The organism is Cellulomonas sp. P4_B5_2, from assembly GCF_056402235.1.
Genome location: NZ_JBFUHU010000055.1, coordinates 1 through 14,093 on the forward strand (window position 1 = coordinate 1; position 14,093 = coordinate 14,093).

The following is a 14,093-nucleotide window of genomic DNA, read 5'->3' on the forward strand; positions in this document are numbered from 1 at the left end:
CCCCCCGCGTCCGGGGCCGGACCGCGTCCGGGGCCGGACGCACCAGAGCCCCTCTCCCCGATCGTGCCGACGAGGAGAGGGGCTCTGGTCGTGCAGCTCTGGTTCAGCCCACGCGGCTGGCGCGGCCGCGCTGGGCGAGCACCGCGGAGCGCTCGTCCTCGGAGAGGCCGCCCCACACGCCGTAGGGCTCGCGCACGGCGAGGGACTGCTCGAGGCACTCCTTGATCACGGGGCACGTGGCGCAGATCGCCTTGGCCGCCTCGGCGCGGCGCCGGCGGGCCGAGCCGCGCTCACCCTCGGGGTGGAAGAAGAGGTCCTGGTCCTCGTCGCGGCAGGCTCCGTCGAACTGCCACTCCCACAGGTCCATCACCGGTCCGGGAAGGCGCGAGATCTCGGCCATGAGTTCCTCCTCAGTCGATCCGTCGAAGTCCGCCGTGTGGGCGGCTGCGCCGGGAAGTCGTGTACACGGGAACCAGATGGTGTCCACCGGGGTGACGCGTTGGAGAGGACGTTACAACCGCGCCAGAAGTTGTTCAAGACCCGTTCGCACATTGATTCGGTGGCGCGATTGTGCATGAAGCCCCTGGTSGGCGTGTCGGGCGCCGACACGCCCGATGAGGCCGAATCGCGTCGGCCTGGCAGAATCGCGCCATGGTGACGCGCGAGGACGACGAACCGACGGGGCCTCCGGCGCCGGCGCTCGCCGTCGCCGCCGTCGCGCGGCGGCTCGGTGTGGCACCCGCGACGCTGCGCACGTGGGACCGCCGGTACGGGCTCGGGCCGWCGGAGCACTCCGCCGGGGCGCACAGGCGCTACTCGGCGGTCGACGTCGAGCGGCTGCTGGTCATGCGGCGGCTCACGCTGGACGGCGTGGCACCGGCGGAGTCCGCACGGATCGCCCTGGCGACCGACGTGACCGCCGGGACCCCCGCCCGGTCCCAGGACGGGGGCGTGCCGACCACACCGACCGCGGTCGTCGACGCCGCGCTCGCCGGTGACGTCGCCGGGTGCGCGCGGCTGCTGGCGATCGACGAGGGAGCCGACGTCGCGCTCTGGTGGACGGGCCTGCTGGAGCCGGTCATGTCCGCGCTCGCTCGTCGCACGGTCGTCGACCCGCCCGGGGTCGACGCGGTCGCCGCGGTGCACGCGGGCGCCCTCGCCGCCCTGCGGGAGCACCAGGTACCGCTGACGGGGACCCGCCGTCCCGTCGTCCTCGTGCTCGTCGTCCCCCGGGAGGCGCGGCCGCTCGTCGCGCACGCCCTCGCCGGGGCGCTCGCGGCGCAGGGGGTCGATGCGCGCATCGTCGGGGGGCCGGTGGGTCCGCACCACGCCGTCGAGCTCGCTGCCATGACACGCGCACGGGCGGTCGTGACCATCGGGCTGCGGGCCGACGCGGACCTCGAGGTGGTCGACCGGCTCGCGCGCGAGCAACCTGACCTCGCACAGTTCGTCATGGTCCCGGACGGTGCCGCCGACGCGGTCCCGCTGGACCGGTCCGTGCATCGCGCCCGGACGTTCACCGGCCTGCTCCACGAGGTGCTCGCGGTCGCGACGTCGAGCGGTGAGCCCTGAGGGCACGGCCGAGTGGGGGAGACATTCCACGCAGGCGTCGCAGGGGCGGACGAAGCCCCTCTCGCAGCGGGGACGGATCGTCTCTCCGGCTAACTTCAGCGTGATCATCAGCCGATAGCACTCAGGTGCCCCACACGGGGCCCGAGAGGGGAACCAACATGGCGGGAGTCGTGGTCTGTCACGGCTCGGCGGTCGTTCGAGAGCGGCTCGTCGTGACCTCCATCGGCGTGCCCGCGCTCGGTCCGGTCCGTGCGGCGTCGTCGGTGGACGAGCTGCTGAGCCTGGCTCGGCGCATGCCGCCGACGGTCGTCCTGCTCGACGCGCACCTGGCGGCCCCCGGTGCGATCGAGGCGATCCGCCGGCTGCGCGCGGTCGCGCCCGCCGCCGCCATCGTGCTCCTCGCGCTGCCCGACGACAGCGTGGCGCTCGACCGGGCGCTCGCGCTCGGTGCCCGCGGGTTCCTGGCACCCGACGTCGGCCGCGCGGAGCTGTCCGCCGTGGCGGCGCACGTGCTGGCCAGTCCCGTGCTGCCTGCGCAGACCGTGCCCCGCACGCAGCCCGTGGACGTGCCCAGCCAGGGCAGCTTCCGCGCCAGCGACCTGCGCACGCCCGCGGCCGGGGTGTCCACGGTCGGGGCGCCCGACGCCAACGCAGCCCCGGTCGGTGTGCCCACCACGGGAGCGATCCCCGGCGTGCCGCTGACCAAGCGAGAGATCGAGGTGCTCACCGGCATGAGCCACGGTCGCTCCAACGCGCAGATCGGCGCGGAGCTCTACCTGTCCGAGGACACGGTGAAGACCCACGCGCGCCGGCTGTTCCGCAAGCTCGGTGCCAACGACCGGGCCCAGGCGGTCGCGATCGGGCTGCGCCGCGGTCTCATCCAGTAGGGCGGGACCCTCAGCACGCGTGCGCCCGCGTATCCTTGCCGGATGACGGAGCACTCGCCTGCCGACCCGTTCGCCCGCGTCGGGCTCACCTACGACGACGTGCTCCTCCTGCCGGGGGAGACGGACGTCATCCCGAGCGAGGTGGACACGTCCTCGCGCCTGACGCGCGAGATCACCGTGCGGGTCCCGCTGCTGTCCGCCGCGATGGACACCGTCACGGAGTCGCGCATGGCCATCGCCATGGCGCGCCAGGGCGGCATCGGCATCCTGCACCGCAACCTGTCCATCGAGGACCAGGCCCACCAGGTCGACCTCGTGAAGCGCTCCGAGTCCGGCATGATCACCGACCCCGTCACGGTGGGACCGGACGCGACGCTCGCCGAGCTGGACCACCTCTGCGGCATCTACCGCGTGTCCGGGCTGCCGGTCATCGACGAGATCGGGCTGCTGCTCGGCATCATCACCAACCGCGACCTGCGGTTCGTGCCGCCGCAGGAGTTCGAGACGCGCCGCGTCCGCGAGGTGATGACGCCGATGCCGCTGGTCACCGCGCCCGTCGGCATCGCGCGCGACGACGCGGCGGCGCTGCTGGCCAAGCACAAGATCGAGAAGCTCCCGCTCGTCGACGACGCGGGCATCCTGCGCGGGCTGATCACCGTCAAGGACTTCGTGAAGTCCGAGCAGTACCCCGACGCGACGAAGGACGGCGAGGGACGGCTCGTCGTCGGCGCCGCCATCGGCTTCTTCGGGGACGCCTGGGAGCGGGCCTCCGCGCTGGTCGAGGCCGGCGTCGACGCGCTGGTCGTCGACACCGCGAACGGCCACGCGCGCCTGATGCTCGACATGGTCCGCAAGCTCAAGTCCGACCCGTCGACCCGCCACGTCCAGGTCATCGGCGGCAACGTCGCCACGACCCCGGGCGCGCAGGCGCTGGTGGACGCGGGCGTCGACGCGGTCAAGGTCGGCGTCGGACCCGGCTCGATCTGCACCACCCGCGTCGTCGCCGGCGTCGGCGTGCCGCAGGTGACCGCGATCTACGACGCCGCCCGCGCGTGCAAGCCCGCCGGGGTCCCGGTCATCGGCGACGGCGGCCTGCAGTACTCCGGGGACATCGCCAAGGCGCTGGTCGCCGGCGCGGACACCGTGATGCTCGGCTCCCTGCTGGCCGGCTGCGACGAGTCGCCGGGCGAGCTCGTGTTCGTCAACGGCAAGCAGTTCAAGCACTACCGCGGGATGGGTTCGCTCGGCGCGATGGCGTCCCGAGGCCGGATCTCCTACTCCAAGGACCGGTACTTCCAGGCCGATGTGTCCTCCGACGAGAAGATCGTCCCCGAGGGCATCGAGGGCCAGGTGCCGTACCGCGGCCCGCTGTCGGCGGTGGCGCACCAGCTGATCGGTGGCCTGCACCAGTCGATGTTCTACGTCGGTGCGCACACGATCCCGCAGCTGCAGGAGCGGGGACAGTTCATCCGGATCACCGCGGCCGGGCTCAAGGAGTCCCACCCGCACGACATCCAGATGACGGTCGAGGCGCCCAACTACACCGGCCGCTAGGGGAGCAGGGGCAGCTTCCCGACGATCTTGTCCACGCGGTTGCGCGGTCCGACGATGCTGACCGCGTAGTACGCGGGCGCATCAGCGGTCGCCACCTCGGCCAGGTACTCGTCGTACACGCGCGTGTGCTGCGCGGACGCCGGCATGTCCGCGACGAACACCCCCAGGGAGGCGGCGGCCTTCGCGCGGACCTGCGCGAGCTGGTCGGCCGAGGCGGACAGCACCGAGCAGCCGGCCCAGGGGAGCCCGGGGTGGTCGGAGCCCGTGGCGTCCCGGGCGGTGGGACCGAGCAGGCCGTCGACCCCGCTCGAGGTCGCGGCCGACACGCAGACGGCCGCGTTGGCCGCGCGGCCCGGCGGCAGCGACTCGTCGACGACCACCACCCACTTCAGGCGCGCGGCCCGGGTCGGCTCACCCGTGCGGATCTCGTCGGGCTCGAAGCCGACTCGTGTCGGGGTGTCGATCGACATGCTGCGCTCCTCGTTCGTACGTCAGGACATGAGAAGGGTAGGCATGGATCCGGTGCGCTATCAATCAGCCCGTACGACATACGGATAGAGTGGCCGGATGGCGCATCTCGACGCACTTGATACGGCGATCCTGCGGGAGCTGCAGGTCGATGCACGGCGGACCAACCGCGACGTCGCGGCGGCGGTGGGGGTGTCACCGACCACCGCGCTGGACCGCACGCGCTCGCTGCGGGACCGCGGCGTCATCCGCGGGGCGGTCCTCGACGTGGACCTCGCGGAGATCGGTCGACCCGTGCAGGCGCTCATCGCGCTGCGGGTCCGGCCTCCCACGCGGCAGAACATCGAGGGGTTCCGCACGTGGGCGGCGGCGCTGCCTGAGGTGATCGGCGTGTTCGTCACCAGCGGGTCGGAGGACTTCCTCCTGCACGTGGCGGTGGCGGGGAACGACCGGCTCTACGCGTTCGTGATCGACCGGCTCACCGAGCGGCCCGAGGTCGCCGACGTCCGGACGTCGATCGTGTACGAGCACCTGCGCAGCGGGGTCGTCGAGCCGGTCCCGGCGCTAGGACGCGACTAGCCGGCTCGCTCCGGCGTCCGGACGGATCGCCGCCCACACGTCGTCGAGCGAGATGCCCAGGGCGGTGGTGATCGCGGCGATCGTCGAGAACGACGGGGTGGGCACGCGTCCCGTCTCGATCTTGCGGAGCGTCTCCGGTGAGATGCCTGCGGTGAGGGCGACCTCGACCATGGAGCGGTCGGAGCGCGCCTGTCGCAGGAGCGCACCGAGGCGCTCTCCGCGCTCGACCTCGGCGGGGGACAGGGGCAGTCGGACCATGACGCCAATGATAATACCGGGATATGATTACCGGTATACCTATCCCCTCGTCTGCAAGGTGGCCAGCATGATCGAGCTCTTCAGTCCCGCCGAGCTGCGGCGCGCGACCGCCAGCGGAGCGTTCGTCGGCGGTGTCCTGCGACAGATGCAGGAGCGCACCGCGGTGGGCACCAACCTGCTGGAGATCGACGCGTGGGTGGCGCAGCTGATCGCTGACGCCGGTGCGGTGTCGAGCTACGTCGACTACGCGCCCTCGTTCGGGAGCGGACCCTTCGGGCACGTCATCTGCACCTCGGTGAACGACGCCGTGCTGCACGGGCTCCCGCACGACTACGCCCTGCGCGACGGCGACCTGCTCACCCTCGACTTCGCCGCGTCGCTCGACGGCATCGTCACCGACTCGGCGGTGAGCTTCGTCGTCGGGGACGCGGTCGACGAGGCGGACGCTCGCATGATCGACACCACGCGCGAAGCCCTCGACGCGGGCATCGCGGCAGCGGCGCCGGGCGCGCGGATCGGCGACCTGTCGCACGCGATCGGCAGCGTGCTCACCGCGGCGGGCTACCTGGTCAACACCCAGTTCGGCGGGCACGGCGTCGGGTCGACCATGCACCAGGACCCGCACCTCCCGAACGCGGGCCGGCCCGGCCGCGGGTACGTCCTGCGTCCCGGCCTGCTCCTCGCCATCGAGCCCTGGGTCATGGCCGACACCGCGACGCTCGTCACCGACCCCGACGGTTGGACCCTGCGGAGCGCCACCGGCGCGCGGACGGCGCACAGCGAGCACACCGTGGCGATCACCGACGACGGACCGGTCGTCCTGACGGCGTAGCGAGGGCGTCAGTCGCGGAACGTCTCGATCTGCGCGCCGAGCTGCACCAGGCGGTCCTGCAGCTGCTCGTACCCGCGGGCGATGATGTCGACGTCCCGGAGCACCGAGGTGCCCTTGGCGGCGAGCATCGCGAGCAGGATGACCACCGCGGGGCGCAGGGCCGGCGGGCACGACACCTCGGCGCCCGACCAGTGCGTCGGCCCGGAGACCTGCAGGCGGTGGGCGTCGAGCAGGCGGACGTCGGCGCCGAGGCGGGTGAGGTCGGTCAGGTGGATCGCGCGGCCCTCGTACACCCAGTCGTGGATCAGGGTGGAGCCCTCCGCGCACGCCGCGATCGCCGCGAAGAACGGCAGGTTGTCGATGTTGAGCCCAGGGAACGGCATCGGGTGGATCTTGTCGATCGGCGCGCGCAGCTCGCTAGGGTGCACGGTGACGTCGACCAGGCGGGTGCGGCCGTTGGCGGCGGCGTACTCGTCGGACAGCGTGTAGCGCAGGCCCATCTCGGCCAGCGTCGCCAGCTCGATCTCCATGAACTCGATGGGCACGCGGCCGACCGTGATCTCGGAGCCCGTGACGATGCCGGCGGTGAGCAGGCTCATGGCCTCCACCGGGTCCTCCGAGACGGCGTACTCCACGTCGGCGTCGATGTCGGCCAACCCGTGCACGCGCAGGGTCGTGGTGCCGATGCCGTCGATGCGGACGCCGAGCAGCTCCAGGTAGAAGCACAGGTCCTGGACCATGTAGTTGGAGCTGGCGTTGCGGATGGTCGTCACGCCCTCGCGCCGGGCGGCCGCCATGATGACGTTCTCGGTGACGGTGTCCCCGCGCTCGGTGAGCACCACCGCGAGGTCCGTCGCCCCGCCACGGGTGACCAGCCCGTGGTAGTCGCCGGCGGTGGCCGTGACGTCCAGGCCGAACGGGCGCAGGCCGATCAGGTGCGGCTCCACGGTCCGGGTGCCCAGGTCACAGCCGCCCGCGTAGGGCAGCCGGAACTCGTCCTCGAGGCCCAGCAGCGGGCCGAGGAACATGATGATCGAGCGGGTGCGGCGGGCGGCGTCCACGTCGATCGCGTCGAGCTGGAGGTGCTCGGGAACGACGATCTCGAGGTCGCGGCCGTCCGTCGACCAGGTGGCGCGGACGCCGATGGAGCGCAGGACCTCGACGATCCGGTCCACCTCGACGATCCGGGCGACGTTGCGCAGCCGCGTGGTGCCGCGGTTGAGCAGCGAGGCGCACAGGAGCGCGACGGCGCCGTTCTTGCTGGTGTTGACGTCGATCCGGCCGCTCAGCGTCTGGCCACCGTGCACGCGCAGGTGCGTGCGCTGCGGACCGCCGAGCGTGACGATCGGGGAGTCGAGGGCGGCGCCGATGCGCGTGAGCATCTCGAGGCTGACGTTCTGCGCGCCCTGCTCGATGCGGTGGATCGCCGACTGGCTGGTGGCCAGGCGCTCGGCCAGCTGGGCCTGGGTGAGGCCGCGGTGCTGGCGCGCGGAGCGGACGAGGGAGCCGACGTGCGCGAGCTGGTCCTCGATGATCGGGAGCGATCCCGTGCTCGTCGGAACCGGGGTGGTCGTCGTAGTCATGGGGAAGACGCTAACTCATGGATGAGATATTGCCACGGCGAACGGCATCATCGAATCGGTCAGATCCGTCACGTCGGTGCGCATCGAACTCAGCCGCGATATGACGCGCGTCTCACCAGAGTGTCCCGACGGGCTCACGCGTCGGCCACGCGTCCGAGGCGCCGGGTCCGTCGAAGCCCTGCTCAGCGCGCCACGCGTTGAACCCCTCGGCCCAGGCCTGGTGTGCCGTGGACTGGTACTCGTGCAACGTGTCGAGGTCGAGCGCGGCCAGGTGCGGGAACCGCCCGACGATCCGCTCGAGCACGTCGAGCGTCGCGACGACGTCCACGTCCGCAGTGTGCAGGTTCCCCGACTCGACCACCTCGTAGTAGCCGCACAGGTCGACCAGCTTGCGCTTGCCACGCCGGAACTGGTCCTCGGCGCGGTCGAGCACGAGGGGGTCGATGACCGGGCGGGCGTCGCTGCACAGGCGGTCCGGCAACGTCCGCAGACGGTGCCGCCGCAGCTCCGCGTCGAGCAGGCACAGGTCGAACGCGGCGTTGTAGGCGACGACCGGGACGCCACCGCGGAAGGCCTCGGCCAGATCGGTCGCGATCTCCTCGAGCGCCTCACGCGGGGGCCGGCCGTGCTCGCGGGCGTGCTCCGTGCTGACGCCGTGGATGGCGGCCGCCGCCTCGGGGATGTCGACCCCGGGGTTGATCAGCCAGCTGCGGACGTGGGTCCCGGAGGAGTCGCGGCGGACGAGTGCGGCGGTGACGATCCGGTCGTTGTCGACGTCTACGCCCGTGGTCTCGGTGTCGAAGCCGAGCAGTGGCCCGTCCGTCCAGCTCATCGTGTCCCGCTCTCGTCCTGCGTGGTGCGTGCAGAGCCAGACTCGCACCGAGGTCCGACATCGCCGGGGAGGGCTGCCCGCGTGCCGCGGTTTCGGGTCCGCACCCTGCACCCCGGTAGCCTGGCCGGGTGAGCAACGAGATCGAGATCGGCCGCGGCAAGCGCGGACGCCGCGCCTATTCCTTCGACGACGTCGCGGTCGTCCCGTCGCGGCGGACCCGTGACCCCGAGGAGGTCTCGGTCGGCTGGCAGATCGACGCCTACCACTTCGACCTGCCGATCATCGCGGCCCCGATGGACTCGGTGATGAGCCCGGCCACCGCGGTCGCCCTCGGCAAGGCCGGCGGTCTCGGCGTGCTGGACCTCGAGGGCCTCTGGACCCGGTACGAGGACCCGACGCCGCTGCTCGCGGAGATCGCCACGTTCGACAGCGCCCGCGCGACCGCCCGCATGCAGGAGATCTACGCGGCACCGATCCAGGCGGAGCTGATCACCGCACGCCTCAAGGAGATCCGCGCCGCGGGCGTCACCGTCGCGGGCGCCCTGTCGCCGCAGCGCACCAACGAGTTCTGGCGCACCGTCGTCGACGCCGGCGTCGACCTGTTCCTCATCCGCGGCACCACCGTGTCGGCCGAGCACGTGTCGGGCCGGGCGGAGCCGCTCAACCTCAAGCGGTTCATCTACGAGCTGGACGTCCCGGTCATCGTCGGCGGCGCCTCGACCTACACCGCGGCCCTGCACCTCATGCGGACGGGTGCGGCGGGTGTCCTCGTCGGGTTCGGCGGCGGCGCCGCGCACACCACCCGCCTGTCGCTGGGCATCCACGCGCCGATGGCGTCGGCGGTCGCGGACGTGGCGGCTGCGCGACGCGACTACCTCGACGAGTCCGGGGGCCGGTACGTGCACGTGATCGCCGACGGCGGTGTCGGGCGTTCCGGTGACCTGGTCAAGGCCGTCGCGTGCGGCGCGGACGCCGTGATGCTCGGTGCCGCACTCGCCCGGGCCACCGAGGCGCCGGGCCGGGGCTGGCACTGGGGTCCCGAGGCGCACCACCCGCAGCTGCCCCGCGGCGAGCGGGTCGAGGTGGGCACCGCGGGGTCGCTCGAGCAGATCCTGTTCGGGCCCGGTCACACGGCCGACGGCACGCTCAACCTCATCGGCGCCCTGCGCCGCGCGATGGCCACGACCGGCTACTCGGACCTCAAGGAGTTCCAGCGCGTCGAGGTCGTCGTCAGCCCGTACCAGCCGCACTGACCCCACCTCCCACAGACGCCCGGAGGCGCCCCGCAACGGGCGTCGCCGGGCGTCGTCGTGTCCGGATGTCCGAACAGGTCCGATGCCCGATCCGGATCGGCCAGAGGTCCTAGCGCGTCTGCGTTTCAACCTGCTATGCGCGAGGAACGAATGTTGGTTTAGCCCTGCTTGAGTCCGAGTCTGCTTGACGTTGTCCGCGTGGCTGCTGCATGCTGCGTCTCGGCAGGCGTCACCGACGACGCCTGCCGGCACTCGACGGAGACGTCGGACGTGCCGCGCACGGACAGAGAGGCAAGGCATGTACGCACAGGAGCGCCACCAGCAGATCCTCCTTCGTGCGCGCGCCGACGGCCGGGTCGACGTGGCTCACCTGGCGGCCGAGCTGGACGTCACCCCGGAGACCGTGCGCCGAGACCTGAGCGCCCTGGAGCGGCTCGGCCTCGTGCGTCGCGTGCACGGCGGGGCGATCCCCGTCGAGCGGCTCGGCTTCGAGCCGGGCATCGCCGACCGGGAGCGCATGCTCGCGGGGGAGAAGGAGCGGATCGCCAAGGCGGCGCTCGACGAGCTGCCCGACGGCGGCGCGATCATCCTCGACGCCGGCACCACGACCGTGCGGCTCGCCGAGATGCTCCCGCAGGACCGCGAGCTGACCGTCGTCACGCACGCGCTGCCGGTAGCGATCGTGCTGGCCACCCGGCCGAACATCACGCTGCACGTCGTCGGCGGCACGATCCGTGGACGCACCCTCGCCGCGGTCGGCACCTGGGCCGAGCGGGCTCTCGCCGACGTGCGCGTCGACACCACGTTCCTCGGCACCAACGGCCTGACCGTCGAGAACGGGCTGACCACCCCCGACCTCGCGGAGGCCGCCGTCAAGCGCGCGCTCGTCGCGGCCGGCCGGCGCACGGTCGTCCTGGCCGACCACACCAAGGTCGGCCGGTCCGACCTCGCCATCGTCGCGCCCCTGTCGGCCGTCGACACCCTCGTCACCGACACCGGCATCGACGCCGAGCTCGCCGACGAGATCGAGTCCGCCGGACCACGCGTGGTCCGGGCCTGACGCACCCACGCCTGACTGAACAACGCACCGCACCGATCGAAGGAGAACGATGAAGGTCTTCCGCTTCTACGCCCCCGGCGACACCCGGATCGAGGACGCCCCCGAGCCGACGACCGGCGCCGGCGAGGTCAAGATCCGGGTCCGTGCCTGCTCGATGTGCGGCACCGACGTGAAGATCTCCACCTCGGGCCACCAGCGCATCCGGCCGCCCCGCGTCATGGGCCACGAGATCGCCGGCGAGATCGTCGAGGTCGGCGAGGGCGTGACCGGCTGGGAGCCGGGCGACCGCGTCCAGGTCATCGCGGCCATCCCGTGCGGCGACTGCGAGTTCTGCACGTCCGGACTCATGACCATCTGCCCGAACCAGGTGTCGATGGGCTACGACTTCGACGGCGGGTTCGCGCCGTTCATGATCGTGCCGCCCGCGGTGCTCAAGGTGGACGGCCTCAACCGGATCCCCGAGGGCGTCGGGTTCGCCGAGGCCTCGGTCGCCGAGCCGTTCGCCTGCGCGATCAACGCCCAGGAGCTCGTCGACGTGCACGACGGCGACACCGTCGTCGTGGTCGGCTCGGGCCCGATCGGCTGCCTGCACGTCCGGCTCGCCCGGGCGCGCGGTGCCGCCGAGGTGTACCTCGTCGAGCTGAGCCGCGAGCGCCTCGACCTCGCCTCCGAGGTGGTCAAGCCCGACGCGGCCATCTGCTCCGCCGAGGTGGACCCGGTGGAGGCCGTCCTCGAGCTCACCGGTGGCAAGGGCGTGAGCGTCGTCATCACGGCGGCGGCGTCCGGTGCCGCCCAGGAGCAGGCGCTGCGCATGCTGGCGCCGCGCGGTCGGTTCAGCCTCTTCGGCGGACTGCCCAAGGACAAGCCGACGATCACCCTCGACTCGAACCTCGTGCACTACAAGGAGCTGATGCTCATGGGTGCCAACGGCTCGAGCCCCGACCACAACAAGCAGGCGCTCGCCATGATCGCCGACGGGCGCGTCCCGGTCTCCGATCTCATCACCCACCGGCTGCCTCTCGACCAGGTCGTCGAGGGCATCGACATCGTCCGCTCGGGAGCGGGCATCAAGGTCACGATCGAACCCTGACGATCGCGACCGTTCCACACCAGATCAACGACGATCACAGAGCGGAGTGAGCCGCACATGGCCACCACAACAGCAGGTGCTCCACCCGTGTCCCGAGGCAAGGCCGCGCAGGTCCATGTCCAGAGGTTCGGTGCCTTCCTGACCGGCATGATCATGCCCAACCTGCCGGCATTCCTGGCATGGGGCCTGATCACTGCACTCTTCATCGCCGTCGGCTGGCTGCCGAACGGCGTGCTCGGCGGGTTCGGCAACGCCGACCTGCCGGGCGCCTGGTCGGGCGCGGCGACGCAGCTCGTGATGGCTGACGACGGCACGACGTTCCACCAGTACCTCGGGCTCGTCGGCCCGATGGTGACCTTCCTGCTCCCGCTGCTCATCGCGAACGCGGGCGGCCGGATGGTCTACGGCGAGCGCGGCGGGGTCGTCGCGTCCATCGCGACGGTCGGCATCATCGTCGGCAGCACGGTCCCGATGTTCCTCGGCGCCATGATCCTCGGCCCGCTGTCGGCGTGGATCATGATGAAGATCGACTCGATCTGGGACGGAAAGATCAGACCCGGGTTCGAGATGCTCGTCAACATGTTCTCGGCCGGCATCGTCGGCGGAGCACTGTCGGTCGGCGCGTTCTACGGTGTCGCCCCGATCGTGACCCAGATCAGCACGTGGCTCGGCAACATCGTCCAGCTGATGGCCGACAACCACATCCTGCCGTTCATGAGCGTGATCGTGGAGCCGGCCAAGGTGCTGTTCCTCAACAACGCGATCGGCAACGGCGTGCTCGTGCCCCTGGGCGCGGCGCAGGTCGCCGAGCAGGGCAAGTCGCTGCTGTTCCTCGTCGAGGCCAACCCCGGCCCCGGCCTGGGCATCCTGCTCGCCTACACGCTCCTCGGTGTCGGTGCGGCGCGCTCGACGGCCCCCGGCGCGATCATCGTGCAGTTCTTCGGTGGCATCCACGAGGTGTACTTCCCGTTCGTGCTCATGAAGCCGACCCTCATCATCGCGGCGATCGCCGGTGGCATGACGGGCATCGGGACCAACGTCGTGATGGGCAGCGGGCTCGTCGGTCCGGCGGCACCGGGCAGCATCTTCGCGGTCTTCGCGCAGACGGCCCGAGGCAGCTTCCCCGGCGTGATCCTGTCGGTCGTGCTCTCCGCGACCGTGTCGTTCCTCATCGCGGCCGTCATCCTGCGGGCCACCCGCAAGCGTGACCTCGCGGCGGGGGAGAGCGGCGACCTCACTGCCGCGATCGCCCAGACCGAGGCGAACAAGGGCAAGAGCAGCGCGGCACTGAGCGCGCTGGTCGTCGAGCAGCACACCGCCGAGCAGGCAGAGGCCGCCCTGGCGGCCGGTGGGACGACGACGGTCACCGCGGTCCGACCGATCCGGTCGATCGTGTTCGCGTGCGACGCCGGCATGGGGTCGAGCGCGATGGGCGCCAGCGTCCTGCGCGACAAGCTGCGGAAGGCCGGCGTCGAGGGCGTGACGGTGGTCAACAAGGCCGTCGCCAACCTGCAGGACGACGTCGACCTGGTGATCAGCCAGCGCGAGCTGACCGACCGTGCACGCAAGCACGCACCGAGCTCGCGGCACGTCTCGGTGGACAACTTCATGAACAGCCCCGTGTACGACTCCGTCGTGCAGGAGGTCAAGGAAGGCGCTGCCGGGGACGGAGTCACGGCATCGTGAACGACATCCTGACCAGGGACCTCGTCGTCGCGTCGGGGCGGGCGACCACCCGCGACGAGGCGATCCGGGAGGCGGGCGAGCTGCTCGCGTCCTCGGGCGCGGTCACTGCGCAGTACCTCGACGCGATGGCCGAGCGGGAGCGCACGGTGTCCACCTACATGGGCAACTTCCTGGCGATCCCGCACGGCACGAACGCCGCCAAGGACGCCATCGTCCGCTCGGCGCTCTGCCTGGTCCGTTACGACGAGCCGATCGACTGGGCCGGCAACCCGGTGCGGGTCGTCGTCGGGATCGCCGGCGTCAACGACGAGCACCTCGGCATCCTCGGCAAGATCGCGGTGATCTTCGCCGACGAGGACGAGGTACGCCGCGTCCTGGACGCGTCGACCGCGGACGAGCTGTACGACATCGTCCAGCGGGTAAACACGTGAGCACCGAC

Annotated in this window: 15 protein-coding genes; 10 read left to right on the forward strand and 5 right to left on the reverse strand. The window is 71.6% G+C overall.

Translation table 11 applies throughout. The features are described 5' to 3' along the window. Window positions 1-103: 103 nt before the first annotated feature. On the reverse strand, window positions 104-400 hold the full coding sequence (locus tag AC1DUQ_RS05685) for a WhiB family transcriptional regulator (protein ID WP_056089049.1): 297 nt from the start codon (window positions 398-400) through the stop codon (window positions 104-106). Window positions 401-651: 251 nt separating this feature from the next. Between AC1DUQ_RS05685 and AC1DUQ_RS05690 the strand changes: the two genes are divergently transcribed. From AC1DUQ_RS05690 to guaB, 3 genes are all read left to right on the forward strand, one after another. Next, entirely contained in the window at window positions 652-1,572 is a 921-nt protein-coding gene (locus AC1DUQ_RS05690) for a MerR family transcriptional regulator (protein WP_477073498.1), read from the forward strand. A gap of 212 nt (window positions 1,573-1,784) precedes the next feature. Beyond that, window positions 1,785-2,459 (forward strand): response regulator transcription factor, encoded by a 675-nt coding sequence (locus AC1DUQ_RS05695; protein WP_477061400.1) that lies wholly within the window; start codon window positions 1,785-1,787, stop codon window positions 2,457-2,459. 42 nt (window positions 2,460-2,501) lie between these two features. Beyond that, window positions 2,502-4,013 carry an IMP dehydrogenase gene (guaB, locus tag AC1DUQ_RS05700; protein ID WP_477061401.1) on the forward strand — a complete coding sequence of 504 codons (1,512 nt, stop codon included), beginning with the start codon at window positions 2,502-2,504 and terminating at the stop codon, window positions 4,011-4,013. Here guaB and AC1DUQ_RS05705 read toward each other — a convergent pair. After that, window positions 4,010-4,483, reverse strand: a complete 474-nt coding sequence (locus AC1DUQ_RS05705; RefSeq protein WP_056089063.1) for a DUF2000 domain-containing protein — start codon at window positions 4,481-4,483, stop codon at window positions 4,010-4,012. The two genes, guaB and AC1DUQ_RS05705, sit on opposite strands and share 4 nt — an antisense overlap. A 97-nt stretch (window positions 4,484-4,580) precedes the next feature. Between AC1DUQ_RS05705 and AC1DUQ_RS05710 the strand changes: the two genes are divergently transcribed. After that, a complete protein-coding gene (locus tag AC1DUQ_RS05710) occupies window positions 4,581-5,060 on the forward strand; it encodes an Lrp/AsnC family transcriptional regulator (RefSeq protein ID WP_056089068.1) in 480 nt (159 codons plus the stop codon). Here the strand turns inward: AC1DUQ_RS05710 and AC1DUQ_RS05715 are convergent. Then, entirely contained in the window at window positions 5,046-5,318 is a 273-nt protein-coding gene (locus tag AC1DUQ_RS05715; protein ID WP_477061403.1) for a helix-turn-helix domain-containing protein, read from the reverse strand. The two genes, AC1DUQ_RS05710 and AC1DUQ_RS05715, sit on opposite strands and share 15 nt — an antisense overlap. 67 nt (window positions 5,319-5,385) lie before the next feature. Between AC1DUQ_RS05715 and map the strand changes: the two genes are divergently transcribed. Continuing rightward, window positions 5,386-6,150, forward strand: a complete 765-nt coding sequence (gene map / locus AC1DUQ_RS05720; RefSeq protein WP_477061404.1) for a type I methionyl aminopeptidase — start codon at window positions 5,386-5,388, stop codon at window positions 6,148-6,150. Window positions 6,151-6,158: 8 nt separating this feature from the next. Here map and AC1DUQ_RS05725 read toward each other — a convergent pair whose 3' ends face one another. Then, complete coding sequence (locus tag AC1DUQ_RS05725) at window positions 6,159-7,733, reverse strand: helix-turn-helix domain-containing protein (protein ID WP_477061405.1); 1,575 nt, start codon at window positions 7,731-7,733, stop codon at window positions 6,159-6,161. 112 nt (window positions 7,734-7,845) lie between these two features. Continuing rightward, on the reverse strand, window positions 7,846-8,565 hold the full coding sequence (locus tag AC1DUQ_RS05730; protein ID WP_477061406.1) for an exonuclease domain-containing protein: 720 nt from the start codon (window positions 8,563-8,565) through the stop codon (window positions 7,846-7,848). A gap of 128 nt (window positions 8,566-8,693) precedes the next feature. Here AC1DUQ_RS05730 and AC1DUQ_RS05735 point away from each other — a divergent pair, with 128 nt between their 5' ends. The 5 genes from AC1DUQ_RS05735 (at window position 8,694) to AC1DUQ_RS05755 (ending at window position 14,085) form a co-directional block, all read left to right on the forward strand. After that, complete coding sequence (locus AC1DUQ_RS05735; protein WP_421743583.1) at window positions 8,694-9,818, forward strand: GuaB3 family IMP dehydrogenase-related protein; 1,125 nt, start codon at window positions 8,694-8,696, stop codon at window positions 9,816-9,818. Window positions 9,819-10,116: 298 nt separating this feature from the next. Then, window positions 10,117-10,878: a DeoR/GlpR family DNA-binding transcription regulator gene (locus AC1DUQ_RS05740; protein ID WP_056089085.1), complete on the forward strand. Its 762-nt coding sequence runs from the start codon at window positions 10,117-10,119 to the stop codon at window positions 10,876-10,878. Between the two features lie 49 nt (window positions 10,879-10,927). Then, complete coding sequence (locus AC1DUQ_RS05745; protein WP_477061407.1) at window positions 10,928-11,968, forward strand: zinc-dependent dehydrogenase; 1,041 nt, start codon at window positions 10,928-10,930, stop codon at window positions 11,966-11,968. Window positions 11,969-12,025: 57 nt separating this feature from the next. Next, window positions 12,026-13,654, forward strand: a complete 1,629-nt coding sequence (locus AC1DUQ_RS05750; protein WP_477061408.1) for a PTS mannitol transporter subunit IIBC — start codon at window positions 12,026-12,028, stop codon at window positions 13,652-13,654. Next, on the forward strand, window positions 13,651-14,085 hold the full coding sequence (locus AC1DUQ_RS05755; protein WP_477061409.1) for a PTS mannitol transporter subunit IIA: 435 nt from the start codon (window positions 13,651-13,653) through the stop codon (window positions 14,083-14,085). The genes AC1DUQ_RS05750 and AC1DUQ_RS05755 overlap by 4 nt, the downstream gene beginning before the upstream one ends. Window positions 14,086-14,093: the final 8 nt, after the last annotated feature.